At 43.5% G+C, this 26,713-nt stretch carries 27 protein-coding genes; 5 read left to right on the top strand and 22 right to left on the bottom strand.

What is annotated here, in order from left to right; translation table 11 throughout:
* The first annotated feature begins 42 nt into the window (after positions 1 to 42).
* A complete protein-coding gene (locus IPJ71_10700; protein MBK7844147.1) occupies positions 43 to 246 on the top strand; it encodes a helix-turn-helix transcriptional regulator in 204 nt (67 codons plus the stop codon).
* Positions 243 to 851 (top strand): hypothetical protein, encoded by a 609-nt coding sequence (locus IPJ71_10695; protein ID MBK7844146.1) that lies wholly within the window; start codon positions 243 to 245, stop codon positions 849 to 851. Before IPJ71_10700 ends, IPJ71_10695 begins: the two co-directional genes overlap by 4 nt.
* A gap of 176 nt (positions 852 to 1,027) precedes the next feature.
* Here IPJ71_10695 and IPJ71_10690 read toward each other — a convergent pair whose 3' ends face one another.
* Positions 1,028 to 1,579, bottom strand: coding sequence for a GNAT family N-acetyltransferase (locus tag IPJ71_10690; GenBank protein MBK7844145.1), 552 nt, complete (start codon positions 1,577 to 1,579; stop codon positions 1,028 to 1,030).
* Positions 1,576 to 2,700: an aspartate--tRNA(Asn) ligase gene (gene aspS / locus IPJ71_10685; GenBank protein MBK7844144.1), complete on the bottom strand. Its 1,125-nt coding sequence runs from the start codon at positions 2,698 to 2,700 to the stop codon at positions 1,576 to 1,578. Before aspS ends, IPJ71_10690 begins: the two co-directional genes overlap by 4 nt.
* Positions 2,701 to 2,827: 127 nt before the next feature.
* On the opposite strand from aspS, the gene IPJ71_10680 reads away from it, so the two are divergent.
* Positions 2,828 to 4,012 carry an ISL3 family transposase gene (locus IPJ71_10680; protein MBK7844143.1) on the top strand — a complete coding sequence of 395 codons (1,185 nt, stop codon included), beginning with the start codon at positions 2,828 to 2,830 and terminating at the stop codon, positions 4,010 to 4,012.
* Between the two features lie 114 nt (positions 4,013 to 4,126).
* On the opposite strand, the gene IPJ71_10675 is transcribed toward IPJ71_10680, so the two are convergent.
* From IPJ71_10675 to IPJ71_10580, 20 genes are all read right to left on the bottom strand, one after another.
* Positions 4,127 to 4,780 carry a hypothetical protein gene (locus IPJ71_10675; protein MBK7844142.1) on the bottom strand — a complete coding sequence of 218 codons (654 nt, stop codon included), beginning with the start codon at positions 4,778 to 4,780 and terminating at the stop codon, positions 4,127 to 4,129.
* Positions 4,781 to 4,803: 23 nt separating this feature from the next.
* Positions 4,804 to 5,382, bottom strand: a complete 579-nt coding sequence (locus IPJ71_10670) for a TIR domain-containing protein (protein ID MBK7844141.1) — start codon at positions 5,380 to 5,382, stop codon at positions 4,804 to 4,806.
* Entirely contained in the window at positions 5,382 to 5,783 is a 402-nt protein-coding gene (locus IPJ71_10665) for a hypothetical protein (GenBank protein MBK7844140.1), read from the bottom strand. The genes IPJ71_10670 and IPJ71_10665 overlap by 1 nt, the downstream gene beginning before the upstream one ends.
* Before the next feature lie 23 nt (positions 5,784 to 5,806).
* Positions 5,807 to 6,871: a hypothetical protein gene (locus IPJ71_10660; GenBank protein MBK7844139.1), complete on the bottom strand. Its 1,065-nt coding sequence runs from the start codon at positions 6,869 to 6,871 to the stop codon at positions 5,807 to 5,809.
* Positions 6,849 to 7,049 (bottom strand): helix-turn-helix domain-containing protein, encoded by a 201-nt coding sequence (locus IPJ71_10655; GenBank protein MBK7844138.1) that lies wholly within the window; start codon positions 7,047 to 7,049, stop codon positions 6,849 to 6,851. Before IPJ71_10655 ends, IPJ71_10660 begins: the two co-directional genes overlap by 23 nt.
* Positions 7,050 to 7,123: 74 nt before the next feature.
* The gene (locus IPJ71_10650) at positions 7,124 to 8,923 is read right to left on the bottom strand and encodes a recombinase family protein (GenBank protein ID MBK7844137.1); all 1,800 of its coding nucleotides are present in this window, start codon (positions 8,921 to 8,923) and stop codon (positions 7,124 to 7,126) included.
* Positions 8,920 to 9,390 (bottom strand): hypothetical protein, encoded by a 471-nt coding sequence (locus IPJ71_10645; GenBank protein MBK7844136.1) that lies wholly within the window; start codon positions 9,388 to 9,390, stop codon positions 8,920 to 8,922. The genes IPJ71_10650 and IPJ71_10645 overlap by 4 nt, the downstream gene beginning before the upstream one ends.
* Positions 9,390 to 10,436: a hypothetical protein gene (locus IPJ71_10640; protein MBK7844135.1), complete on the bottom strand. Its 1,047-nt coding sequence runs from the start codon at positions 10,434 to 10,436 to the stop codon at positions 9,390 to 9,392. Before IPJ71_10640 ends, IPJ71_10645 begins: the two co-directional genes overlap by 1 nt.
* Positions 10,420 to 10,995, bottom strand: coding sequence for a hypothetical protein (locus IPJ71_10635; GenBank protein ID MBK7844134.1), 576 nt, complete (start codon positions 10,993 to 10,995; stop codon positions 10,420 to 10,422). Before IPJ71_10635 ends, IPJ71_10640 begins: the two co-directional genes overlap by 17 nt.
* Positions 10,996 to 11,148: 153 nt before the next feature.
* Positions 11,149 to 11,793: a hypothetical protein gene (locus IPJ71_10630; GenBank protein MBK7844133.1), complete on the bottom strand. Its 645-nt coding sequence runs from the start codon at positions 11,791 to 11,793 to the stop codon at positions 11,149 to 11,151.
* Between the two features lie 226 nt (positions 11,794 to 12,019).
* Positions 12,020 to 12,580, bottom strand: a complete 561-nt coding sequence (locus IPJ71_10625; protein MBK7844132.1) for a recombinase family protein — start codon at positions 12,578 to 12,580, stop codon at positions 12,020 to 12,022.
* Between the two features lie 440 nt (positions 12,581 to 13,020).
* Positions 13,021 to 13,293, bottom strand: coding sequence for a BrnT family toxin (locus tag IPJ71_10620; protein ID MBK7844131.1), 273 nt, complete (start codon positions 13,291 to 13,293; stop codon positions 13,021 to 13,023).
* A gap of 396 nt (positions 13,294 to 13,689) precedes the next feature.
* A complete protein-coding gene (locus IPJ71_10615; protein ID MBK7844130.1) occupies positions 13,690 to 14,754 on the bottom strand; it encodes a GNAT family N-acetyltransferase in 1,065 nt (354 codons plus the stop codon).
* Positions 14,754 to 15,305, bottom strand: coding sequence for a GNAT family N-acetyltransferase (locus tag IPJ71_10610; protein ID MBK7844129.1), 552 nt, complete (start codon positions 15,303 to 15,305; stop codon positions 14,754 to 14,756). The genes IPJ71_10615 and IPJ71_10610 overlap by 1 nt, the downstream gene beginning before the upstream one ends.
* A gap of 3 nt (positions 15,306 to 15,308) precedes the next feature.
* Positions 15,309 to 16,502, bottom strand: a complete 1,194-nt coding sequence (locus tag IPJ71_10605) for a GNAT family N-acetyltransferase (protein ID MBK7844128.1) — start codon at positions 16,500 to 16,502, stop codon at positions 15,309 to 15,311.
* A gap of 354 nt (positions 16,503 to 16,856) precedes the next feature.
* A complete protein-coding gene (locus IPJ71_10600; GenBank protein ID MBK7844127.1) occupies positions 16,857 to 18,230 on the bottom strand; it encodes an AAA family ATPase in 1,374 nt (457 codons plus the stop codon).
* 22 nt (positions 18,231 to 18,252) lie between these two features.
* Complete coding sequence (locus IPJ71_10595) at positions 18,253 to 18,939, bottom strand: restriction endonuclease (protein MBK7844126.1); 687 nt, start codon at positions 18,937 to 18,939, stop codon at positions 18,253 to 18,255.
* Between the two features lie 6 nt (positions 18,940 to 18,945).
* Entirely contained in the window at positions 18,946 to 19,371 is a 426-nt protein-coding gene (locus IPJ71_10590) for a hypothetical protein (protein MBK7844125.1), read from the bottom strand.
* A 10-nt stretch (positions 19,372 to 19,381) separates the two neighbouring features.
* Positions 19,382 to 20,278, bottom strand: coding sequence for a hypothetical protein (locus tag IPJ71_10585; protein ID MBK7844124.1), 897 nt, complete (start codon positions 20,276 to 20,278; stop codon positions 19,382 to 19,384).
* Positions 20,279 to 20,290: 12 nt separating this feature from the next.
* Positions 20,291 to 22,852: a Z1 domain-containing protein gene (locus tag IPJ71_10580; protein MBK7844123.1), complete on the bottom strand. Its 2,562-nt coding sequence runs from the start codon at positions 22,850 to 22,852 to the stop codon at positions 20,291 to 20,293.
* Positions 22,853 to 23,118: 266 nt separating this feature from the next.
* On the opposite strand from IPJ71_10580, the gene IPJ71_10575 reads away from it, so the two are divergent.
* Together IPJ71_10575 and IPJ71_10570 are read left to right on the top strand one after the other, a co-directional pair.
* Positions 23,119 to 23,340, top strand: a complete 222-nt coding sequence (locus tag IPJ71_10575) for a cold shock domain-containing protein (protein ID MBK7844122.1) — start codon at positions 23,119 to 23,121, stop codon at positions 23,338 to 23,340.
* 3 nt (positions 23,341 to 23,343) lie between these two features.
* Positions 23,344 to 26,712, top strand: a complete 3,369-nt coding sequence (locus tag IPJ71_10570) for an N-6 DNA methylase (GenBank protein MBK7844121.1) — start codon at positions 23,344 to 23,346, stop codon at positions 26,710 to 26,712.
* Position 26,713: the final 1 nt, after the last annotated feature.

Raw genomic sequence — 26,713 nt, 5'->3', positions numbered from 1 at the left:
CGATGAAGAGGACCCATGCCGCGTATTGAAGGAAAACTGACGATCAATAATCGAATTCACGAGCTGAGATCCGAGTGGGGACTTACTCAGCAAGATTTAGCCGAAGCCGTCGATGTAACCCGAGCAACTATTATTGCTTTGGAGAAGGGAAGCTATAACCCCTCTCTCGAATTAGCATTCCGTCTTGCCAAATATTTTAGAATTGGAATTGAAAAACTATTTTTTGAAAAAAGGAGTTCGCCATGACTAAAACCATTCGACTTACGCAATCCTACCTCATCTATGCGCTGCCTTTCGTATTGACGTGTATGGCCTGGGGAACAATCAGCCCTGAAAAAGAAATTTTAGCAAATGCCTCCTTCCTAACAAAGGCAATATGGGAAGTCTTGTCTTGGAATTTGATGCTATGGTTTGCCATTCTAATTCTGTTTCTAATTATGCTAATTGCATCATCTGAAGCGCGTGAAAAAACTCTCAAGCGCTTAGCTAATTTGAAAGAACGCGATGAACGTGAACAGTACATCACGGGGAAGGCGGCACGGACGACCTACATTTCGACATTGAGCTTACTTGTTTTCTTCCTATTCTTTTCCATCTTCTCACTCAATATCAATCGGCTTCCCGACAGCGAGGCCATCAATGGAAAAACTGGCACTGTTGCAATTGGGTTGCAGTTTACTCTGTTAGACGAACCTCGTGGTGAAACAAATCAAACGAATGGGCAAGTCATTTTCGAGTCGAAAAATATTCCGCTTTCAAAAACGGCGATCCTTCTGATTCTGATTTTGTGGCAACTTTCTGCTTTTAATATTACAGCAAGAAAAGAGCACTTGAGCGATGTGAATGGGTAGCGAAGGGCCTTGACTTAGGTCGATCCGCAAAACCCGCTGCCATGCTCTAAATAGCTTGTTTTTAGGTGGCTTAGGTCTTGTGTGGTAAGTCGGGTATGGTGCGGTAAAAGCGGCAAATGTCTAAATCAAATCTTCGGTCACTTGGGTTTTGATTCGGCTTCGAGCGCCTTCACTTCTTATTTAGATCTCATTTGCCACTCGTGCTTGCTCAACTCCCACACCTCATGCTCGGTGTAGCCTGGGTTCACAAACTTTGCGGGCCTCACATCAATCAACCGTGCGCCTGTCTTTTCTTTGATCCGCCGCGATCTTGAATTGCCAACAGCGTTTGCAAAGATCAATTTCTCGAATCCAAGCTCATCGAATGCATAACTCATGACGGGTTCAACAGCTTCAGTCATGTAGCCGTTGCCCCAAAATGGACGGCCTAACCAGAACCCTCGATTCTCGGGCTTGCTCTTGCGCCAAAGATCCACGCCGCCAATGATTTCTTCAGGTTTATCTTTGAGGTAGATACCCCAAAACCATCGGTCTTTGCCTTGTTCTGGAATAATGAATCTTTCCAAAAACTCTTTCACCCCATTTTTTGGATACGGCCAAGGTACCGTCGAAGACAAATGCCCAATGACTTCGTAGTCGACAAAATATTTTTCATAGGCGGGGACGTCGGCAAGGCTTACTTCTTTCAGAATCAATCTCTTTGTTTCAAATGTTGGAATGACGCTCATGGTTCAACTCGATGTTTGTCTCGAGGATACATCGTGGCCTCTCGCACATTTGCGAGACCGAGAACTTGTGCTGTCAACCGCTCAAGTCCGACTGCAAGACCTCCATGCGGGGGCATACCAAGATCAAACATTCTAAGATGACCTTCAAAAGCTTTTGGGTCCATGCCTTTAGCTCTCAAAGCCTGCTCCAATGCGCTTCTCGTGTGCAAACGTTGTCCTCCTGTTGTGATTTCAAGTCCCCTAAACAAAAGGTCAAAGCTCCGAGCTGCTCCACTTGGTCCGCGAGGATGGGTATAAAAAGGCCGCGCATTGAGCGGGAACCCCACAACAAAAACACTAGGTGTTCCAAATTCCTTTTGGGCAATCTCACAAAGCTGTCTTTCGCCTTGAGGATCAAGATCGTCAATGAGATCAGTTCGGCCAAAGGTCTTCTTGAGTCGATCCATACATTCAGAAAACTCCCAAACTGGAGTCTTGATCATTTCTGGCAAAAAGGCTCCAGACCTTTTTTTGATCGACTCTCCAAATGTTTTATTTAGCTCTTCAAACATCTCTGACAGTAGCTGTCGTTCAAGATTCATAACGTCTTCGGGACCGTCAATAAACCCCATCTCCAAGTCGAGTGAGTAATACTCAGTCAAATGTCGGCTTGTTGCATGAGGTTCCGCGCGGTAGACGTGTGCGGTTTCAAATACTCTCTCAAGCGCCGCAACCCCATGTTCCTTATAGAACTGGGGACTTTGGGCAAGATAAGCCGTCCTCTCAAAGTATTTGATTTGAAAAAGATTGGTTCCGCCCTCCGTGCCGCTGGCGACGATTTTCGAGGTTACAATCTCTGTAAATCGATTCCTCCGCAAAAAGCATCGAAAATTCTCAAGAATGGCTGCTTGAACGCGGAATATTTCTTGTCCCGGTTCGGTCCTAATACTGAGGGGACGGTGATCTAAGATCACGTCGATTCCGACTTGAGAAATGTCCGACGAAGAGTTGAACGGTAAATCATGCGCTGATGGATTCAGAACGATCGCTTCCAACAAATCAATTTCAAATCCCGATTTCGATCGCGATTCAGCGCGAACGCGGCCGCGAATGTCTACAACGTCATCGAGCTTCAAACTCAGACTGGCAACTTGAGGCTCTCCACGGTTGGAGGTGGGATGCGGTAAGTCAAAAAAGAAGAGGCCTAAGACTTTTTCAAGCTAAGATTTGGGTGCCTGACAACTCAAACCTTTGAAAGGAAAAGAACTTATGCCTCAGCACGAAAAAATATCACAATTTCTATTATTACCAGAATTAAAACTTTTAAAATTTGGGAGAGATCGATCTGGCCGAAAGCACAAACAGGTTGAAAAAGTATCCAGCTTTGAAATCTGTCCAAAGTGTGCGACACCTTCTAAGACTGTTTATGATCGAAGGTGGGCCAAAGCACACGATGCTCCCATCCACGGCAATCAAGTCTGGCTCCATGTTTTAAAACGCAGATTCTATTGTAAGACCTGCCGAAAGCCTTTCACCGAACCAGTTCAAGGAATCAGAAAAGGAAAAAGAACCACCGAGAGGTTTAAACGAGGTGTTCTTTGGGCCTGTGAGAACTTTACGGATCTCAGTAAGGTCAGAAGGGCCTATGCATGTTCAACGTGGACGGTCTATCAGACTCTTTATGAGAGGTTAGAGACGAACCTCAAGAGGCATATCAATTATCCGTGGCCAAAAACCATTGGCATAGATGAACACTTTTTCTCTCGAGCCAATGGGTTTAGAGAGTTTGCAACCGTACTCGTTGATTACAACAATAAGCGTGTTCGTGAACTCGCTCATGGAAAAGTAAAAGGGCAACTCATTGAACAACTTAAACATATCCCTGGTAGAGAAAATGTAAAAAACGTCGTTCTAGATTTGTCAGATAGCTATAAAAGCTTTGTTCGAGAGTTTTTTCCTAACTCCCAGATGATTGCTGATAAGTTCCATGTGCTCAGGCTTTTAAATCCAGCTCTTAATCGCTACCGAAAACAAGTCACTGGCGACAAAAGAACCAGTCCCCTTCGAAAACTCCTACTTAGAAATGGTAAAAAGCTTGAGTCCTATGAACGAAGAGCCCTTTATGAATGGCTCAATCTTCATCCCCAGCTAAAAGAAATTTATCATTACAAAGAAGCCCTCCATGGATTTTTACCGAATCAAAGGAAACAGAACAGCTGCCAAAGTGTTAATTCGAATTACAGATCAAATGGCTTTAAGCCAAATCCCCGAAATAAAAACCTCAGGCGCACCCTCATGAAATGGAGAAATGAAATCTTGAATTACTTCGTCAATCGCATTACCAATGCCAGAACAGAAGGCTTTAACAACGTCGCAAAGCTAATCCAGAAGAGGGCTTACGGCGTTAAAAGTTTTAAATTGTACAGACTCAGATACCTAAGTGCTTGTGCTTAAATGACTTTTTTGAATTACCCACCATGAACCGAGTAGAACCGTAGAACCGTAGAACCGTAGAACCAAATCGTCTTAGAACAGAAATGGTGGACACGAACTTCGGCAAGTCGAACCCTAATCGTCCCCACCGTAAACCTTTGTATAACCGATCACCGATGAAGTCATTGTAGGCGCATCATGGCCTAGAGTCGAACCGTTTTCTTCAGTCAGAACCTTCCACCTATTTACCCCTTTGCCACAATCTGGATACACCACAGCAACGGAATCCCTAACGGCTTGCACCTGTTTAACAAGCTCATGGCACTTGCCTCGAAAGTCAGGAGAAATTAAAGGTTCAATGCTCCTAAAGCGTTCTTTTACTTGCTCAGGAGAATGCGGCTCTCCAGTAAATTGACTCAACTCGTGCTCAAACAGATGTCTTAATTTCTCCACTTGGTGATTGTGGAATTTCTGATTCAGAGACTCAGCCCTCTTTTTGTCTGGAGTATTGAAATCAATTTTCGACAGGCGATTTGAATAGAGCGAAGTGTAACGAAAGAGAGCAGATGCAATTAGTCGATTCTTATTTCTCTGAAGACTGACCATTAACGTGTTCTTGTAGGATGAATCTTTTGACTCCTTTTCGTACTTCTCAATCATTGCGTCCATAAAAATTGCGCTTAAAATGTCTCCAACAAGGAGATTGAGAACCTCATAAGCATGGACTGCCATTTCTTCTTTCGAAAATGCTTTTTCAACCTGGCCCTTCTTCTTATTATTACGGGTCAATGCGAATCTCCTGCGTTTGCCACCTAGCTGTCCACCCAAGTTCCAAAGTTCTGGTAGCCGTTGTTTGATACCCAACAATAAGTTTTATACCAGTCTGAAAGCTGTTTGGTGGCATTTGCATTCTGGGTTTGAGGGCTCGTCAACTTCCAGCCTGCAACGTCGGTGTAGGAGATCCATTTGTTGCCATCCCACTCACATAGATCGACACGATCACCCTGAGAGTTAAACTTCACGGCAAGGTATTCAAATGGATTGGGGCCGTGAACCTTTGTCTGTTTGTTTTTACATTGAACTGAGTTGATGTGTATGCCCAACAGCTTATTGCCCCTTTCAAGACTCTTAAAGATTTCATACCGAACCCATCTCCTACGATAGGTATCTGATCCGATCAGCACAGCGGTCACAGTTGTATTGTCTAAGCCACTGTTTATGAGTTGTTTGAGGCTCGAATCACCCTTTAGGCGTGAAGACTCCCAAAGGGAGCTATCAAAGTACCCGGCCTCTTCCCGATCAGGCTTTGTAACCCAGCTCTGCCGAACAACATTTGCTCTAAAATCGATTACATCTTGGTAGTGAAAACTAAAAAATACTCGCTTCGCCATTAGTGCCTCATCCAAAACATGACAAGAACAACAATCGCGATCGTGCCCCCATAGAAAATCAGTAGGGTTTTTGAAAACAAACTTGATGCCCAAGAATTTTGTCCAGACTCAAAAGCCGATGCACCCATAGAAAAATCAACTTCGGATTCCTTTTTTGTTCGCACTGATTCATACAGACCTCGATACGCGCGCTCTTGATGAAGGTAGTAGCTATCCAACATCCAAAAGATAGGAAGCGCAAAATAGCAAATCAAGATGAACTCAAACTTTGAACCTGATGCTGCCAATGCAAAAATTGCGGATACCAAAGTCACAGCCCAGCCTTTGATTAGAAAGGAATTCCCCGCCATCCGATTAACAACGACCTGAATCATCTCTAGGTGCTTAATTTTTGTATCCACTCGACCTCCTTTTATTCATCCTGTCACTTTGCTGACTCACTTTTTGCCGTGTAGTTTCGGTAAAGATTCAAGGCGGCCTGATAGTCAAACGACAAGTATTCTCGAACCAAATCCCATGAAAAATCTTTGAAGAGATGTCGATCAATTTTCTTTAGCCAATCCATTTCACTTTTTGCTTGATCGGAGAACTGTGAAATTTTGTTAGCTCGGTACTTAAAGCGTATAACTGGATAGTCCGCCCATAGGCGCGGCGGCAAATTTTGACCAATATGGTGTTTTGCAAGTACTGCCATGTTGGCCACCAGCTTTGAAGGAAGTCTCTCATCAAAAATTCCACCACCTGAAGGCAAGAAGTTAATGATCAAGTCACCAGTATCAGTGACTACCGTAAGTTTGATCATTCCATTTATTACTTCTCTCTGAAGCTTACCACCCTTGGGAAGAGTAATTTTCATCGGGTACAGCTCAAAAAATGGATTGGGATTTACTATCTTATCAAGATCAATTGTTGTTGCCACGCTTGGCGTTGCGTTCAAAAGATTCGCCCCACCCCCGTGACCGGCATGAGTGTACCCAATGGATTCGAAAACTTTTAACCAGTTAACTTCGACTTCAAGCCAACTTAGCAACACAAACTCCAAATAAGCCATGCGATCGGTGGAGTTAAAGTCAACTTGGGTACCCTCTGCAAGCCTTAGTCTATTCCAAAGTTCCATTCCTCGAAATCGGTCATACAGCTTCTTCATGTTGTATTCATCGAGACCTTTGAACATATTTCGCTCTTCAGGAAGACTCTGAGCACTCTTCCTGTAGGGAGAAAAAATTGCTCCGGAAGATGGCTCGTACATCACCGGAACAGAAACCTGAAAATCAATTTCTTTTTTGGGATTGATAATAAAGGTGCTGATCATAAAGTAAGCCGCAACAGCTACCGCGCCGATCGCCTTGAATAAAATGCCCTCTACTTCTGGAGAAAAATCATTCTTCCAACACAACCATCCAGCAACAACGGTGAATACTATAAGTAAAAAGAGAAAAATCCCTGTCAGCACCTTGTTGCCACTCCTATTTGAGATTCGTAGCTTCATTTATCGCTCCACCTGACCGTACCCATTCGTCAACTTCGGCAGTCTTGAACTTCCACAGCTTGCCGACTCGGTGAGCGGGGATGCGGCCCTTTTCAAGCCAGCGGTAGATAGTCTCTTTTGAAACACCGAGATGGGCTGCGATCTCTTCAACTGAAAGCCATGGTTCTACGCTTGCCATTTGAAACCCCCGAAGCATCAATGATTTCAGACAATCTATGACAAGTAAATACCATCAAATACTATTGATGCGCGTCAAATAGTTAAGTTGATTTGATGATTTGAATCAGCAGAGTAGCCGACAGCATCGACTGTCTTTTCAGCTACCCCAACAAACTGTACATCGCCGGTGATAGTCCATTTACTGTTGTTCTGATTCAGGTTCTTTTTTGATGAGGTCGACTGAGGGATGCAACTCAAACCACTGGGAATTAGCTTTCTCAAAGCTACATTCGCTAATACAGGATCTGATTCAAGGATTTTAGCAAGCCCCTCAAGTCGCTCTCGCATCGCCTCCGGTGTGACCAGTAAGTTTTCAATCCGCGCAGCCTGAAGGGCCTTCAAACGTGAATCAATGATCTGCGCTCGATCTTCCGCTTCACGGAGTCCATCTCGGATGCTCGGAGACGAATCCCCCTCAATGACAAATTTAGTAAAGTTGCGAATTTCTTTTTCGATTTGATGCTTATCCCGCATGAGCGAGCGGATCTCGTCAGGTGTGACCGACAATCGATCCTTGATTTTTTTATTGATGAGCTTGGTCGCAAGGTTCAAATTGTGCTCATCCAAAAGAATTACTTTGAGTTCGGCAGTAACAGCCGCTTCGATCTTTCGGCGACTGATCGTTCTTCGGTTCGAGCACTTGGACTTATCTTTTCTATGATGTACGAAGCAGCCAAAGAAACCGCCTTTGCGGCCAGTGATTTGAAGCATGTTGCCGCCGCACTCACCGCATCTGAGTAGGCCAGCCAGAAGTGCATTCGATTTGATACCATTAGTTTTTTCTTCCCGGGCAGGGGCCCATTTGTCTGTAAGAGTGGTTTCTCGTTTTACTCGCTTCTTGAACATCGCCTGAACCTTCGACCACCGTTCCTGATCAATGATGATTAAGTCATCACGGATTTTTTCTCCCTCGTGGTGTGATACCCATTTCTCTCGTGTTTGGTCATGTCGCTCTAACTTCCTAGTTTCGGGATTCAAGATTCTAGTTGAACACCCCCAAGTCCACTGACCTATGTACTTTTTGTTCTGAAGCATTTTGCGAACCGTGTTCTGACTCCAATTGATTTTTTTGCCACTGATTTTTTGCGCTCGCTGTGAGGAGGGGATGCCCCTCCGGTTAAACTCTTTGGCAATTGCTGCGAATCCGAGACCCTTAATTCTAAGGTCAAACATCAGCACAACACTTCTGGCTTCTTCAAGATGAACATCGATTTCAAAGTGAGAGGGGATCTCGTAACCACCACGAGATCGAGTCTTAGTAGGTCTGCTGCGATAGCCGAAGCAAATGTCACCAGCACTTAGACCCTCGACAACTCTTGAAACCTGACCGACGCGAGTTCGCTTTGCATGAATCTCGTTACCCATTTCATTTATCATTCCCTTAACGATGAAATGAACTCGAGAATTTGGGTGTTCCGATGAAATTCCATCGAGAAGGCTGAACAGTTCTTTCTTGTAATACTTTGTGATGTCGTAAGCGTCCAACGTGCCATTCAAAGCTCGATTGAGTCTTGCCAGCTCAAGAACTACTCCGCCGGCGCAATCTGGTTTCTTCAACGACGAGATGAATTGATCATATCCGCTACGGCCAACAACGGTTCTGCCGGTTAGGGCTTCATCCATGAAAACCAAATCATCCGGCACAACGTACTCATACTTGTCGCGTGGATACTTTGCGAGGCTCAAGGACCCGTCCTTGAAGGACCGTCTAATTTGCTTCACCTGGTCAGCAGCCGACTGAGGGTTTTGGCCGGAACTTGAGTACCTCGCATAGACCGAAATCTTAATGGCTAGTTTGGAGAATGGGATTTTGGATTCTATTACGCTGGTCAACTTCCCACCTCCTTTCGCAAGATGTCTGAGCAAATTAAATCGAGCAGATCATTGAGGCCCTCGTGTTTTTCATCGAAGTGTCCGGCTCTGACCGTGATCGCCATCACCGCATCTTTTGATCTGAATTGTGATCTCGATCTGCGATAAGTATTGTGACACCCCACACAGCGGCTCTCTCTGCGCCCGCCGCCCTTGGCAGGGAATGTTTCAAGGGCAAACTCTAAACCGCAGCTTCTGCATCGCCGAATCGATGATGCGGACCTGAGCATCTTACCATTTTCGGGTTCACCGTGGCACCTCTGTTGGTCAACCGTGCGAGACCTGTGGTGTTTTTCACCCCGTGCTGCTTGAAGGGGCAGCATGGTCGCCAAAACAAGGGATAGCCCCAACCCTGCGCGAACGAGAAGACGAACAGGGCTGCTGATGTTGCCGGGCCATCGAGCAAATTGAACATTCTCGAATGTCATTACGGGCCTTTCACCAAAGGCACTTCGTCGCGTATTTTTCTAACTAGAGATTGAATCTCCTGCCCCTTCAAAACTCCGTGGTCGCCACCGCGCAACAGATCAACGGCTTTTGTAATCTCGCTGGGAAGTTTTTGACCGAGGTAATCGAGTTTGAGCAAAAGACGGTTTACTTGATTGACCGAAATTTCATGCAGCATCCATTTTTGTTCCTTCGCTCTAAAGGCTTCAAAACCTGAAACTGATCCTTGTTCACCGAGAACCTTCAAGTGCATCAGTGTGTCCAATGCAGACGGGTCTTCCTCAACACCGTGTTCAAAAAACATTTTTCGATCTGAAGTTCTAATAAACTTACTCAACGGTGATTCCCCCAAATCAGATTCACCCATGTTGTTGCTATCAATGTTATCCACTGATTCTGACTTCAGATTGATGAACGTTCCGAGATTACTATTCTCTTGCTCCTGCGAAAGGCTATCTCCACTCATATCAGTATGGGGGGTGCCAACAGCACAGTGCGCGAATAGCCCGATGTTAGAAGCACTGTCCACCTCCTCCAGAGATGGGGGCAACCACCCCATTTTTTGAAGTGATTCAATGTCAGGCACACCCTCTTTCGTGCCATAAAAAAGAAGAACTACAGTGCAACTTTTGTCGGTCTTCTTCTTGTATTTCTTTGCTTTGTCTTGGGCATCTGAGTGACTTCGCAAAGGAGGAAGAATGGTCATTGAGTCGAGAACGGATTTATTTTTGATCCGACAGACATACATTTTTTTAAGCCACTTCCCGCGATCAAGAATTTTGAGGTGGCGACTGATGGTCCCTCGACTGAGCCCAGTTCTTTCTGAAAGTCGGTCTAGACCCGGGAATGCTAGGGGCAGCGACATACGGGCATCAAAGTGTCTGGCAATTACCGCATACACTACACAAGTCACTTCCGAGACTGGAGATTTGCTGTAAGCCATCGCTGCAAGAAGTGACTCAGGCACAGGTGCCCAAGCCTTTGCATCCGGATAAATATACTTTTTCGATCTAGTTTTTTTTGCCATTGTGGACCTCTCTCATTTTAGTTTCTGCATCGACAATCCATTGTGATAGTTCACCACGAACCTGTAGAAATCGTTCCTTGTAATAAAAGATTTGCCAAGGAGTCGCCTTGCCCGCCTTTATCTTGGACATGAGTCCCTGGATTAGTGGGTCATCTTCAGGTTTTATAAATTTATTTTGAGCTGCTCGAAGTTTTGCAGCTTGCTCAACTGCGACAAGTGAGCTGCCACTGGAACGCTTCATCACTTCAGTTACATAGTCTTCGGCATGTTCTGAACTTAGATGTCCCGGAGTAACAGTAATGCTCTCCTTGCTGATCTCACTGAACTTAATCTCAAGACATTCAATAAACTTATCAGGTGTGATGCCGAGTTTTCGCATGACTGGTATCGCTCTGATAAAATGTGCTGACTTGGATTTGAGATGCCGGACTTTTCTTGGCTCAAATCCCTTGCGAGCCATGTAGTCCTGGTATGAATTCAATATGGACTCATACTCAGCAAGGTCGGGGATACTACTTGCGGGTAAATCTTCCCTGGTTGTTTGGTGATCGGTGTTCATCTATTACCTCCTTCTGTTGTGGGACAGGTGAGGTCAGATGCGAATACTATCTGCGCCTTGTGCCTATCCGATTTTCAGAAAGAGCGTTTAGCAGAACTTTGCTTTATTCTTTATTTCATAAACCAGAGGACCCTTTTGCCAAGGGCACCCCGCTTACTGCACTAACCGCCGCGCCCTTCTTCGTCCTTCCTTGTATGCCTCTTCAAGCGCGACGGAAGTTCGTGATTTTCTCAGTCCGGCCGGATACATCTCGTGAAGAAGCGTGTCCAACTCACTGTAAATTCCCTTCACTCGATTTTTTTTCTTGATTGATCGGACAGCTGAAACAATTTGATAAATCAGGTCAGGGTACCTTGACATGGCTTGATAGTTTTTCAGTAAACTCAAAACTCTGGGGTCTGGCGTACAGCTACTGATCCAGTCAAATAGGGTCTTCACATCCTTTGAGTCGTTAAGGTCTGGCTCGGAATCCATCGCAAGCCTGACCACTCTTGCAGCAATTTCAAACTCTCTGACCGCTTCAACGTAAGCCTGATGTGCACCCGACTCTTTGTCGATCTCCTCATCGCGGCAAGAGTGTAAATCAAAAATAAGTTCTACGATTCTGTGTTGGTCGTCGGTACTGGCGATTCCAAGCGATGCGATGAAATGATCGAGTGCTTTTATCACTCTAGAAATTTCACCAAGAACAATTTTATCGCTTTTCTTGAGATAGCGATTGTTTTTTTGAAGATACTTTGACGCGCGTTCGTAATACGAACGTATGGTCCCGACAAGGTCGGAATCGATGAAACTCATAGTGCCTCCTACAGCACTCCTAAAAATAAAACCGTGCCAGGCCGGTTAGGATACCGACTCTTCAAGCCGTCGCTCTAGGCACACGGCCTTATATCGTAAATAAGCTGTGTTGATCAATCGTCAGTTCCGCAGTGTCCTTGGCCTACAAATACACGATTTTTTTGACACCCTAGAGTGAGCCCGAGCAGCGGTGAACTATCCCAAAAAAAGACACCCGGGGGAGGGGCTACTTCAGAATTTGATGAAGGCGACTTACCGAAATACCTACTTCTCTTGAAATCGCGGCCAATGAACTGCCATCAGCACGAAGCTCTCTTGCTTGTTGAATTTTCTTATCGCTATGAATCCGTGGACGGCCACCGACAATTCCCTTTTCTCTTTTTGCCTCAAGAGCCGCTTTGGTTCGCTGGCTGATTAAAGAGCGTTCGAGTTCACTAACTGAAACTAGGATTTGAGTGACTAGGCGACCACTGATCGTCGAATAGTCGAGCCCTTCGCGGAGACTCTTCAGTATGATTCCACGTTTTTCTAGGCTCTCGATGAGAGTTAGGATCTCGCTCGTCTTTCGACCTAATCGATCAAGGCTTGATACGATTAGCTCATCACCGCGCTGAAGCTGCTGAACCAACTTCTCAAGTTCTGGCCGGGCTTTTGCACCACTGGCGACCTCTTCAATAAAAGTGGCCTCTGGATAGAGCCTCCGAAGATTTATAACTTGGTTGTCGGTCTCCTGGTTCGAGGTACTGACCCTCGCATAAACGTATTGTCCCATGTTTACTATCTTCACCGTTTTGTGAATGGGCAGCACCGTGTTTTCACAAAACGAACGTTTAGAGGATGGTTCGACGGTCCAAAATGTACCGTTGGGGCGAGGGCTGATGAGAGCTTCGGGCACGGGTTATTGTCCGCAGGAGAGGGCGTTTATGCTTGTTTAAGCTGATGTCCTGTTGGATGTCCGGTGCATGAATCGGACACGGGTAGGGCCGAGTTTCGGGGCAATTTTAGGTGTTTACACTCGACTAGCTGAAAAATTCCTATAACACTATAAATGTTGTATTTTCAGTTACTTAGCAAATTCTGTGAGATCCAAAACTCGGCTAATTTTGAGGACTTTTAGACAATGTCCGATTGGTTCCTGTCTGTCCCTTTTCGTCCAGCTAAAAGCTATTTTTGTGCCTCGATTTTCTTCAGTCGGTCCGATATTGACTGTAGCGAACCAAATTTAATCTATTGAATGATCGCTTCTGGGAATTTCTCCTGAAGTTTCGTTCGTTCTCTTTTGTTCGCACGACGAACTGAAATGATTCTTATGATCTCCCCATTCACTCGCTTTGAGAAAGTGATATGAAGGGCGCGGCCCTTTTTGCTCAAGCCTACCAGATTAAATCGTCGTTCACCGTAGTCCTTTCTGGTGTCTTCATTTACATAGGCGACTGTTGACCACATAGTCCACGCGGCCTCTGAAAAAGAGATGCCTCGAAAGAGATGGGCGGACATCATTTTGAAGAAGGTTCCGACTGCTCGATGTTGACCAGTCTGCTTTTCAGCTTTGGCGAGATCAACTTGGGTTCGTAGTGAGGGAATTAAAAAGAGGACAAATACCGTTACCACATGAAATGCGATAAGAAACCACTGTGGGCCAAATACATCTTGAAAGACGGTGTAGGCTACGAGTTGGGATCCAGCTACCAATAGAAGGAGCCAAACTCCAGTCGGTGTCAGCCGCCAAAGAAAAAAAGCCGCAGCAAAATCTGCTACGGTGAGATAGACGATCCATGACTTCCACACTTGGTCCATTTCTGAAAACTTGAGTCGCCAATCGAACAGGTCAGCAAAGTGAAGAGCAAATCCAATAAAATACAGAACGCTAAGGATTCTTAGATAAATTCCCAAACCCTATCCTCGCTTCATGAGGATCAGTTGCGGGTACTTCTTTTTATTTTCAGTAAGTCTCTGCGCTAAAAAGACCGGACAATTTTCTAAGGACTCGACCGTTTTGAATCCGATTTGTCCGTAAAAACCATCAAGCCAACCATGCGGCAAACAGAAGCATTGTTCATTGCCCAAATCTGAATCAAGTAATTGAATCAACTTTGTGCCAATTCCAAAAAACTGATAGCTCGGTCGAACCTGCATACCCCTCAGTACCCACACTCCGTTTTCAAAAGCCAAACGAACAAGACCGATCATCTCCCCAGCATGAAAAGCCCCAAAAAACTTATCGTGATTTTGAATGGGCTGGATATAACCAACAGATTTATAAAATGATCTAGCGATCTCAAACTGATCTTCTGAGAGCTTCTTAACTTCGACATCCGGCACCACCTTGGGCGCGGCCATTAAGGTCACAAGTTCCTCTATCGAGCCGACTGATGGACAAGAAACTTGTACAGATCCAAATCCGAATCGTGCAAAAATGAATTTTACTCTCGCGTAGAAAGCAGCCTCTTGATCCCAATGTGTATCACCGACATAGATTACTTTTTTGAGGCTGTTGCGCTTTACGATCTCCTTAATGTTTTCACACTTCGGGCGATTTGTCTGACCAAAACAAAGCGAATCTTGAAAAACATCTCGAAGACCGGAATGTTCAAAAAAAGCATTGAGATACCAATCTTGACAGTTGCTCACGAGAAAGAGCTTGTATTCCTTACTGAGCTCTCGAAGGCCGTCCAACATTCCATCATAAAATCGGCCGCCACGATGAAGAACTTCGTCGCGCTCAGATTTATCCAATTGTGATTTTAGGTCAGGAATCTTTTGAGCATGAGATCCAAATAAAACATCTACGCATTTATCAAAAGGCAATCCTGAAACCTTCTTAATCGATGATTCATCAATAAGCACATCGATTCCGAGGTTGGCTGCCACTTTTGACCATGCAATTGCGCTCGTCGGAGACGCATCCCACAAAGTTCCATCAAGATCAAAAATGATAGATTCAGCAGGAGGACGAAACATCAAACAAACCGCCCCATAACTGTCGTGTCAATGTACTGACCGTCACCGTATTTAAGATCGCGTTTTCTAACGCCTTCGATCTCGAAGCCCATTTTTTTGTACAAAGCAATTGCTCGTTCATTGTTGCTGTGGACGTTAAGGCCAATTTTCTCGATTGTTTTATTTTGAGTGGCCCACTCGATCAACACCTGTAGCAACAGCGATCCGATGCCTTGATCTCGAACGGATTTTTCGACTGACATTCCAAATTCACCAGTGTGAGCAATTCGGTGACGATGACCATTGGAGAAATCCAATAGGCCAACAATCTTTGAGTTCATTTCGGCCACTAGAATGATGTGATTTGGATTTGAGAGGTGGGACTCGATCCATTTTTCTTCAGCATCAATCGTCATCTTAAACTCTGCCCCTGACGTGAGCTGGTAAACTTCTTCCCCGATGACACCTTTTGATAGATCCAGAATTGCCGGAGCATCTTGTTTCGTTGCTGAACGAACTATGATTTCTGCACCAGATTTTGATTTTAATTTTTGAAGTTTATGCTCAGCCACTGCTCATAGCTCCATCTTCATCGGGTAACATCTTATGGGCGTTCCGCCAATCTCAACCGTTGTTTCGGGACCAGCATCAACAAAACCTACCTTACGGTAAAAGTTCTGCGCAGTGATCGTCGCCTCTAGTGAAACTTGCTTTACTTTTGCAGATTTAATTTCTTCCATCATCAAATCAACAATCGCTTTGCCAAGGGATTTGCCGGCTACTTTTGGAGTTAAATAAAGACCGAAAATGTGACCGCGCTTCAACCCATCCTTTTCAAAAATCTTGAGATGACCGTAGCCCTCAATGGAGCCTTTGTCCTCTACGACCCATACCAAATCATTTTTAATCGAACCAACACGCTGATCTTCACGATAGGGGCGATGTCCCCAAGCCTGGATCTCTTGAGTAGAATGATCTTTTGAGCAAATCTCTTGAATCGACTTCATGTGGGCTCGATGAATAGCTTCGGCATCATGAACAGCAGCTCGTCGAACAAGTAGGGAGTCGCCGCCCAAGTATTTTGCCGAATGAATCTCCTCTACGGACTCACCATTTTTCAGATTGAGAGAATACGCCTTCTTTTCTGGATGCGATGATACGAAACCTTTAAGCTCTTCATTTATGAAATGTGCCGCAACTCCATCTTCTGTCGCCAATCCAGGGAGAATTTCGCCATTCTTGAGGAGTTGGTGATACGACGGACGACGTTCTGCTTCGCCATCATAGTGAGGACAGTTACTACCTTTGAGCCAACCTAAACATTTCAAACTTGAAAGCCGACCAGGAACTGAGTCAGTAACACCTTGTTCAAACCAACAGATTGATCCCGCACTGATTCCAGCCAAGACAGTTCCGCTTTCGTAGGCTTTACGAATTGCAGTATCAAGACCCCAATCCTTCCATAGCGTCAAAAGATTCCGTGTATTGCCACCACCAACATACAAGACATCCTGATCGAGAATGAATTTTTCGATCTCTGCAGTGTGGCCGCGAAAGAGACTAAGATGCGACGGTGTACAATTTAGTTTTTTGAAGCTGGTATAAAAACGATCTATGTAGCTTTGAGCATCGCCGCTGGCCGTACCAATAAAACAGACTTTGGGATTTTCTTTATCTGACTGTTGTAAGACGAAGAGATCGAGAAGTGGGTTCCAAGGTTCCATTGAAAAACCGCCGCCACCCAGTGCAATGATCTGTCTTTTCGCCATCGTCCCCACCCCATAAAAAAACCCAAAGTCTGCGTTGTCTCAGCCCTTCGGGTTCAACGTTTTCGTCCCCATTTTGCAATCTTGGATTTGCCGCTTCAAAACCGCAGCGAAGATTAACTTATCAAAATCCGTATCAAATTCCCAAAATCGAGTTGCGAGAACTCCGGGGGACGGCCCGGGTTCTCAAACTCTGAATTTGGTGGAGAATACGGTGATCCCGACATCTCCTAATAAACACGGATCTTTTTATCGTCCGTCCAGAGAAGTGTCCAGAAATTCGCTTCTATAAGCCGTTAGATGTGATTATGTCGCAGTAGGTAATGGTAGATCATTTTGAGACGTCTTAATATGAAACTATCTAAAGTAATCAATCAACTCACTAACTTTAGCTTTTAAAATATCAGAATTGGCAGATGTGATCGTACCATCCTCATTGAACAGCCCTTGTTTTTCAGGCTTGCCGTCCTTAGCAGGTTTGTAGCGAATATCGGCAAATGGATGTTCTATAACTTTGAACTCAGTATATGCCATTGCACCTGTAATACCTGGGGCGCCACTATCAAATAGTGCGGCAGCCTTTATACCCAGATCACGGCACATCTCAAAGTAAAAGGGGATATTCGCTGAACCGCCAGTACCATATCCAAAGATTTCGAAGTTCGTAACGATATTTTGGTCTGATATGAATTTCCTAACTAAGCCAACATCCTCCTGCCCCTCTAAAAAAAGTACCTTTTCTGTGAAGAATATCTCTTTTGCAACGGCATCTAATACGTGTGGCTTTTGCCAATCATCCACGCTTGATAGCAGCTTAACAAAAGACGGCTTCGTCGTATCAAATCTTCTAATCTCGCACTGACCGTTGTCTCTCTTTACCGTCCGATAGATATAAGCTCCATTAGCTAAATCTTGCCAATTTATTAAATGAGGACTGTGAGTGTTAACGATGATTTGCTTTTCACGAGCCTTTTCAGCAATTAGCCTTCCAAGTCGTCTTTGAGTGATCGGGCTTAGGGAAAGCTCAGGTTCGTCAATTATTAAGAGAAGATCGTTGTTTGTCGAAACTAGGTGGGCGCAAATTCTAAACAAGCTTATCAAGCCATCCCCAACGAGGCTTGTATCATGCTCCAAGTTTGAACCGCAGCTATATTTTACATAGTCCTGGCTTCGGTCATCAGTGTCTATTTCCCAATTGGCAAAACCTGGAATAAGTGCGGCCATCATCACATCGAACTCTGATTTTAGGTGGGCATCATCGGAAATCTTCTCCAATAATCCACCCAAATGCGCGTCTGTACTCTCTCGCGAGTCTGTGCCAAACGTGTTAGTCAGATATGTATTATAGTCGCTCAAATTTCCAGCCTGGAAATTATGTCGCCAATGTCGTCGCGATGGGACGATTTCAAATGAGTTTTCGCGAAGCAGACCACTTCCAGTTACGGCTACAGTAGCCTTTTTTCCTTTAGTAATAGATTTTGTATTGCCGTTCTTATCAGTTAAGACAATTAGAGGCGTTTTTCCCCCGTGCCTTTCTTTAGGCAAAAACTTTGCCCCGCGATGAAGCTTTTTGATTGCGTCTACAATTGTAGATTTGCCTGTGTTATTTTCCCCGACGACAACCGTAAGGCCGCTGCCATCTGCTCCATTGGGAATAGCAATATTCACTGTTTGTTTAGCGCCGTAACCTTTAAAGTTTTCAATTTCGATCTTGTGAAGTAAATCTGCCATTTAACCCTTCTAATTCAAATAACTAAGCTGCACCACTATACTTACCAGCCCGATGGAACCCCTTTTCTACAGCTTCACGCACCGTATGCGCAAAAAAGTCGCCCTTTTGTGGTTCGATTTTAACCTGATCGTAATATGGATCGAATGGTAAGTAATAGTTCATATCCCCATTCTCAGCTACACAACACTTTATCATTGGATAGGTGCGATTTAGGAATTCGACCTTCAATTCTACGCCCAATACATTAGCAACATCCTTTGCAACGTCGCTGAATCGTGCAGTCGTATAGAACACAGCCTTAGTGTCTCGATCTTTAAACTTCGAGGTTAACTTGAAGTGTGTCATTGATCCATAAAGTTGAAAAATATGACTTTCGGGAATTAGCTTAAACTTGGCCCAACACTTAGTTTGAATAATGATAGCCTCATCAACACTGGTAACGATTAAATCTCGCCCCATATCCTGAAAACCATTGTTCGCGCCGTTATATTTAACATCGTAACCTTCGGCTTCGTACAAATAACCAATGTATCGCTCGTACAGTCTGCCAACCTCTTCGGGAGGCAAATTGCTGTTGTGATATTCATCAAGCTGCTTTTGGGCCTCTTTGTCGGCTTTAGTAAATGGGTCTTTGGGTCTTTTACGAAAAAAGAAGTATCCACCAATTAGAACTACGATCACTATGCTAGCAACTACTGCATATTCCATCAGACGTTACTTCTTTCGCTCTTTTTCAATTTCATCAACAAGAACGCCTAAGAATGTAGCACCAACTGTCGTCAACAGTGCAAGTGGAACCCCAACGCCAAAACCTGCAGATGCCAAACCAGCGGCTTGAGATCCAAACACTGCTGCTCCCAAACCAAGGCCAACTGCCATGCCTCGACGCGCCCATGATTGATCCGTCCAAACTTTGTCCTTCATTACAAGTAGTAAGCTCTTGATAAGGGGCGCTATCTGTTTTGGTGGATTTAGCTTGGTAAGCTTTTTAATTTTATCCCTCTTGGATAGACTATCATCTTTCACGATATGAAGGGATGTAGTCGCCCATTTATGAACCTTATCCTTCTCCTCATTCGAGAGTTTGGAAAGAACCACTTTGGTTGCGTCTTCGAAATCTATAATCTTCTTTGCTCCCATTTAATAACCCCTATGCCGCGCTTTCGCCTGAATAGTCGTCTGCACCGAGTAAATCATCCACAGTTTTGGAGGTAGCGATTTTCTCGTATTCGCAATATGCAGGTCCTTGTACTTTTGATTTCGATCCAATTTTAATTGGTTTGATTTCTTTTGCTGGACCTTTAAATACAACCATATACTTTCCAGTGTCTTTATAGAGTTTGATTTCTTTCACTTCAGCAATATGGGTAATGGCACTTATTGGCGCAACCTGATATCCAGCGATGTACTTCAGTTGTGGTATTCTTTCTTCACGTAGACGAATTGCGTACCAACTGTTTTCGCCCAGGAAGACGCGGTCGAATCCCTCTTTTCTGGCAGGAACAATAATGGTGTCAGATATTGATCTGCGCTTCCTTCTAGCCTCAATAACTTCAGAAATTACCTTTTTATTTGTTCCTAAGGTTTTAGTTTCTACCGATGGCCTACAAATTACGCTGAAGTAAGGCGCGGGATTAGAGTTATCAATCTTTAGAGCCTCAACTTGCACTAGGTAAAAGCTTTTATCAGTCAGTTCATTCAGCCAGTTGATAGCGTTAATATGCTCTTGTCTAGGATGCTTTGTAATCCAGACAACCGTTTTTGCGTCCATGTTTGTGGCATAGGTAATTATCTGCCCGAGATGGGAGTGGTCAGTTTTTTCCAGTTGATTCTCAATAATTATACGTTCGCCGTCTTCGTCTTCAGCCAAAATATCTATGGTGAAGTTGGATTCATCAACTTTCTGCTCGACCTGAATTAGGTCAATTCCGATATCTAATGCCTCCGAAAGACTATCCAGGTTTTCAGCCATCCACGTGGTGAAATCTCTCTCTTCTTTTGGCCAAACATCCCGTAACTCAACATTCTGCAACTTACCTAGTTTCATTCTCTCCACCCCTCATATTGTCACATTCTCGACATAGGCTCTAAATCCTGTGTCATTGCTTGATCCAGGAAATACAAGACTTACACCAAATATAACCCCGTCTTTGCCAACTGTTTTCTTAGACCCATCATCAAGTTCAAAAGACGACTCGATTGGATAAATTAAAAGGAGTCCGCGCTCTTTGGGTCGCAAATTACGGCGTATCTTCGTGTCAGTAGTGTCATGTTCTAAGACTTCTTTTCTAAGTTCAGTTAACGTTTTGCTTCGCAAGTTGGTAACGTCGGCTAGGTCGATTAGCTCGTCTGCAGGTGCTACGAGTGATTTTAATGTAATGTAATCCCGACCATCTAATGTTGAATCAAGACATGAACGCTTTAAAAGGAACAAAGGATTGCCATCCGTCAAAGTTACTTGTGGTCCGATCCTAGTCGACATAAAGCACACAGACCAATCAGTTAATTCCTGATACTTGTTCAAGTCGGTTATGTATCTAACCCCCAAAGCCTTCTCAAATCGAAGATTACTAGTATTTAAATCAAAGCTTTCAACGAACTGAAGTACGTTTTCAGAAGGAACCCCTCTGTAAAGTAAACAGTTATGCCATTCTTCAAAGGCAGGGGTGGTTCGCTTGCCAGCACCTGAAGTGAGAGCCGCATATAGGCTATCTATAGCATCCCGATTCTTCGCTGAAGATGACTCAGATACGTTTATGCTTCGAAATTGAATCTTCGACCCAGAATAAGTAAGACTCGATTTCACAGCCGTTCTCATCTTGTTGCTTGCCGTGACTTGTAGATTAGGGAAGGACCTTATGCCTACAGCCACATCAATTGGTCTTTCACCATTAGCTGCCATTGATTCGATGGTATCTCGCAGATCTTGTTCGGCAGTAGCCAAGTGGTAGAAATGCTTCTTCATGTCTTCTGAGACATAGATCCTTGTCAGATCCACATATCCTTTACGGTAGCCGAACCATCGGCCCATTTGCAGAAGGGTGTCGTATTGCTTTGTTGTGCGATCAAAGTAGCTAGTAGTTAGCCCTTCAATGGTTAAGCCACGAGAAAGCGTATTGCCTCCTACGACAATTCCCCATAGTGGCTCGTCTCGCTCAAATGACAATCTATCTTCTGATTGCGAGTTTTCTAAAATGAGTTCAATTCTATTTAAAAAATCTTTGAATTCTTTGAAGAGTTTCTTGGCATCAATATCTGGGACCTCTTGACCTAGATAGCGCGAGGTCAACTTATGGTCGTCATTCATGAGCTTCGTAAAGTCATCTGGTAATACTTCGATTTTATCGAACTCAAGACGTAACTCTTTGATGTATTCTTCGACCCATTGAAAATACTTTGTATGATCACTAATCAGGTGTGAGACGTGGACAAGCATCATAATGTGGAATTGCCTCTGACCTCGAAGTAGTCTCAGTGTGCATGAAATAATATAGGATCTAATGGCCTGCTTTAGTGATTCAGGTATGACCTCTTTGCCATCCACGACGTTGTCTTCAATCTCAGGCAGCAATCGGATGACTGGAATTGGTTTCTTTTCTTCGTCACCATTGACACCCATGCGACCAAATAGCTCTTCTGGTCCGAAATAAGTTGGCGGCTTTTCAAGGCATATCAAGAAATCACGAGGATAAATGTCATCCTCAACTCTGCCGTCAACAAGTAGATTTCCAAAGGGAGTTGCCGTATAACCAATATAGCTAACTTTATCGAAGTAGCCGATGAGATCACGGATCTTCGCGTTTATAGCCGTAGGGTTTTGCTCAGGCTTATTCGTGTTAATACTCGCTTGATCAGATTCGTCATCGATGATCAACGTCGGACAATTTTTAATATTCTCGGCAGTTGCCTTAGATATCCAATCATTGAAGGCTCGAAGCACATGTGTATTCTTTTTGAGTACAACCAAGGCAAAGCCGTCTTTTGACCCCAAGGCTCTGTTCGCAGTCACGGTTTGCTTTTTGTCAAAGTCACCCTTTTCATCAACACGAGTTAATGTCATGCAAGCTTCTGGCTTTGGTTTTTCCAGCTCCTCAACTAGCCGCGCCTGTGTTTGCAATCTCAAGTTGTTATGCATACCACTTAGGACAACAACGAGCTTGTAACCCTCATCAACTGCCTTGGCGATCACGGCTGAAAAGTTGGCTGTTTTCCCGCTTTGAATGTAACCAAGTACCAATCCTTTGCTAACAAGTGGTCGCTGAGACTTTGGTGGCACAAGATGATCAACAACAGATGACGAGGCAAGGTCTAGGCTTTTAACCATCTCTTCAGTCCATGGATTCTCTTTGTTTAACAAATAGTTCTTTAAAAGGTTCCAGTGACTGTCATCATTGGACTTTGGTCCACGATACCATCCTAAGAAATCCTGGTTATCTGAAAGTGAAACTGGTTGAGCTTCACCAGCAAGTTTTGGGTCGTTAGACTTTAGTTGAGCGATAGCAGCTTCGACCTCTTCTTTGCCAAACACGTTTCTAAGTGCAACTTCGGCATCATCTAGAGTTTGGCCTAGCGCTAACTTTTCTTTGATCGAAGTGATGATAAATTCAAGGCGTGGATTCATACTTCTGTATCGGATTTAGAGTGGTTTTGTTTATATCAAAATCGAAGTTATCGACTGAAATCCATTAGCAAATTTCAAATTGCTAAACCTTTGTATAAAAATGGTCGTAGGAAGTTTTTGCCGCTTTAGAAGAAGATCTAAATTGTTGGTTTTACTACATTTTTTCAAACATCAAGATTCGCCAGATAACCGTCATATTGTTGACCTGCACCCACAAGAGCAAAGCTGAAAAAATAGATACATATCAACATTGTACGAGGAATCTTATGGCAAAAGTGAAATGGCAAATGGGTGAAGTATCTTGGTTTAACGACGGCTCTGGTGAAGGCGTTGTTCGTGGTGAAAACGGTAAGAACTACTACGTTCATTACTCCGCAATTCAGTCTGATGATAAAAGAAAAACACTAAAACCAAGTCAAAAAGTAAAAGTACAAGTACTTGACGACGAATTTGCTCGTCATGTGACGAAGCTTGAAGTGGAGCTTTAAAACATGGCTACAGCACGCAACCTATCCACCAACAATGCCGAAGTTCGTCCTAATTCTAGCGACGATTCCTTGAATCCAAATAGCTCACTCAAAGATGTAGCCTATTGGGAGAGCCGCCTGTTCTCTAGTGTCTATCTGCGAAATGATCTCAAAAGAGATTTTGCTGAAAGGTGGGAGCGTGACTTCGATGATCAGGTGTTCGATGGAGAGGGCAATCACGTTAAGCGCGGCTTCTACCACTTCTACAATGAGTTTAGAAATATTGCCGATTCACTTAGAGGGTTCTCACGCAAGAACCTAAGTGAGACTGATACAATTACGAAGATTATTGTACCGCTACTCGATGCTCTTGGATGGTATGACAATTGTACTAATAATGTTGAAGCACCTTATGCAGCAGAAACTTCCTTCACAATTCCAGCCAAGCCAAAGAATAAAACATACCGTACGGACATGATCTTGGTGGATCATCCGCAAGAGGCGGGTTTTGTAAGCGATCCAGAAGACAACGAAAAACGAAAAAAAGAGGCAAGAAGGTACTGCATTGTCCCCCTCGAAGCCAAATACTGGAACCGCATAGTTGAACGCGAAAAGAGCAACCTCAAAGAAGACAAAAAGAGAGCCAACAAAGACAGCGACGACACTAGTGCTGGGGCTTCGTTTAATGAACAAGTTCTAAACTATATGAATATCCTCCACAAACAGTGGGGTTTTGTTACGGATGGCAATATTTGGAGATTGCTGAATAGTGAAATTTCAAGTGAAGCGCCAGAGCGTTGTTTTGAATTCCGTATTGAAAGCTTGCTAGATCAAGAATCCAAAATCGAAGCTGGTGGATCGGATGAAGCTGAGTTCATGGAGGCTGCCAAATATTTCTATTTATTTTTCGGCAAAGCATCCTTTATCAAAGATGAGTTAGGAAAGGTTTTCGTAGATGAGGTTCTAAAAGAGAGCCGAAAATATATTGACTCTATTGAAGAGGATCTAAAAGACAGATTTATTTCTGCAATGAACATCATGTGCGACGGACTGTTAAGAGTTGCTCAAAATCTAGGCACGATCACAAAGCCAACTGACCAAGATCTCGATTTGATTAGAACTGTGGGCGAGAGTCATTTATTTAATATTTTGTTTATCAAGTCATGTGAAGCACGAGGAATTTTGCCAATAAAGTCACCAAATTATTATAACATTAGTTTAACTGGAATTATTGACAGAATTTCAGTATTTGAACCTGAGAAGTATTCCACGAAAACGGAGCGCGACTATTTAGACAAAAAATTGGCGACATCATTAAGCTTGCATAAGTACGCTCCAAATGGAACTTCACTTTATAAGAACTTGATAAGATTAACGGAAGTAATCCACGATGGCGCAAATAAAGAAAGCTATGGTTTTGAAATCAAGGGATTTAAGGAAAGTATCTTTTCAAAGAAAGAGTGGACATTTGCTAAAGCGCACCAACTTTCCGATCAAGAAATGGTTCGTATCCTTTTCGAGTTAGGGTACTCAAAGGCAAGCTCATCACTACAAAGAAACTATCAACAAATTCCGTACAGTTACTTTACGCCAAGGCAGCTGGGTTCCATATACGAAAGTTTTCTTGAGTACAAATTGGATATTGCCAAAGATCAGATGGTTTACCTTCAAAAAGGAAAATATAAGCAATGGATCAAATTGACTTCTACAATCCAAAGGGAGTTAGAAGGGTTTGAACCGATCGCAGATCGAGGGCATCTTTACTTCACCCCTGACAACGTGGATAAAAAGGCAACTGGCAGCTTTTATACACCCGACTATGTCGTTCAATATATAATTCGTGAAACTATCGGGCCGCTTTGTAATAACAAGAGTAGTGGCGAGCTACTTAAAATTAAGATTTGTGATCCAGCCATAGGAAGCGGACACTTTTTAATTGGAGCATTAAACTACCTAACTAATGAATATCTCAAAGCAGTCGAGAATGAACAAACATCGGACCTGGTGCCAGAGAGGTCTTCAGCTAAAAGAACTGTTCTGGACTCGTGTATATTTGGAGTTGATGTAAACCCAAGAGCTGTAAAACTATCAAAAATGAGTCTTTGGCTTGAGAGTGCAACGATAGGGAAAAAATTGGAACGGCTTGATGATCAAATAAAAACTGGTGACTCAATACTGGGATTTAATTGGCAAACGGAATTTAAACAGGTCATTGACGACGGAGGCTTTCATTCCGTTCTCGGCAACCCTCCGTACCTAACTTTGAAGGGTAAAGATAATTCCCAGAGGCAAGATCAGTATTTGGATCAGTTAAAAGATAATTATTCTGAGATATATGAGTACAAGGGCAATCTATATAATATATTTATGTATCGTGGGTTTGAATTGCTCCGACCTGGCGGCCGAATGTCGTATATTGTTCCAGGCACCCTACTGCTCAATAAATACTTTGGAAAAACACGTAATTATTTTTGCCATAACTCTAATCTAGAGAGTCTGGTTAAGTTTAACTACCCAGTGTTTGAAGCCAGCACGGGTGATACAATGGTATTTGTACTCAGCAAAACAAAAAAGAGCAAGGAAGTGATTGTGAGTGCTGTCCAGTCGCCTAATGAATTGGACTTAACAGATTCTAGGTTTGCTATCCCTATTGACCTAGTGGTGCGCGGGGAAGATTCGAAATGGTATGTAATTGATAGGAAAGACTATTTATTATTGAACAAGTTGGATAGCTTGGCGAGGGTGGGCGATCAATTTGATGTCAAAAATGGCATTAATACTGGAAATATGGCGGAGTTCTTAATTTTTGATTCAAAGAAAACTAACATGTGTAAACCCTTTCTAGAAGGGAAAGATATACATCCCTTTAAGATTAACTGGAGAGAACTTTATATAAATTATGATAGAGATTTAAAATCTAAAGTGCCAATTAACAAGATAAAAGGACGGCAAAAACGTCACGACTATGCACTGAGGTCAGAGGATATTTTTGACCGACCGAAGTTAATTATACGACAAACTGCGGACAAACCTATTGTCGCCTTCGATGAAAAACAATTCTACAGCAGACATTCGACACACTTAATTCTGGATAAAAATAATGATAAAGTTCGACTTAAGGCACTTTGTGTTTTACTTAACTCACCTCTTTATTCAAAAATATATCGCCTAATGGTGGGAGAAGAGGGGAAGGTTTTCGCTGAAGTGAAAACTGTCCATATTGAAAATTTGCCTTTGCCCCAATTAGCAGAATCGGAAATGAAAATGCTCAGTGGTGTTTATGATAAATTTGCTTCTGGCAAACTTGAAAACATTCCAGCCTCTTTTAAAGAGGTTGAAGAAGTGTTTGAAAGGTATTTAGGCAAACTCAATAAAAAGAAAGATGTTGCATAGG

The organism is Bdellovibrionales bacterium, from assembly GCA_016714165.1.
Taxonomy (GTDB): domain Bacteria; phylum Bdellovibrionota; class Bdellovibrionia; order Bdellovibrionales; family UBA1609; genus JADJVA01.
The sequence above is the reverse complement of the archived record's forward strand: the minus strand, read 5'-3'. Positions and strand labels throughout refer to the sequence as shown.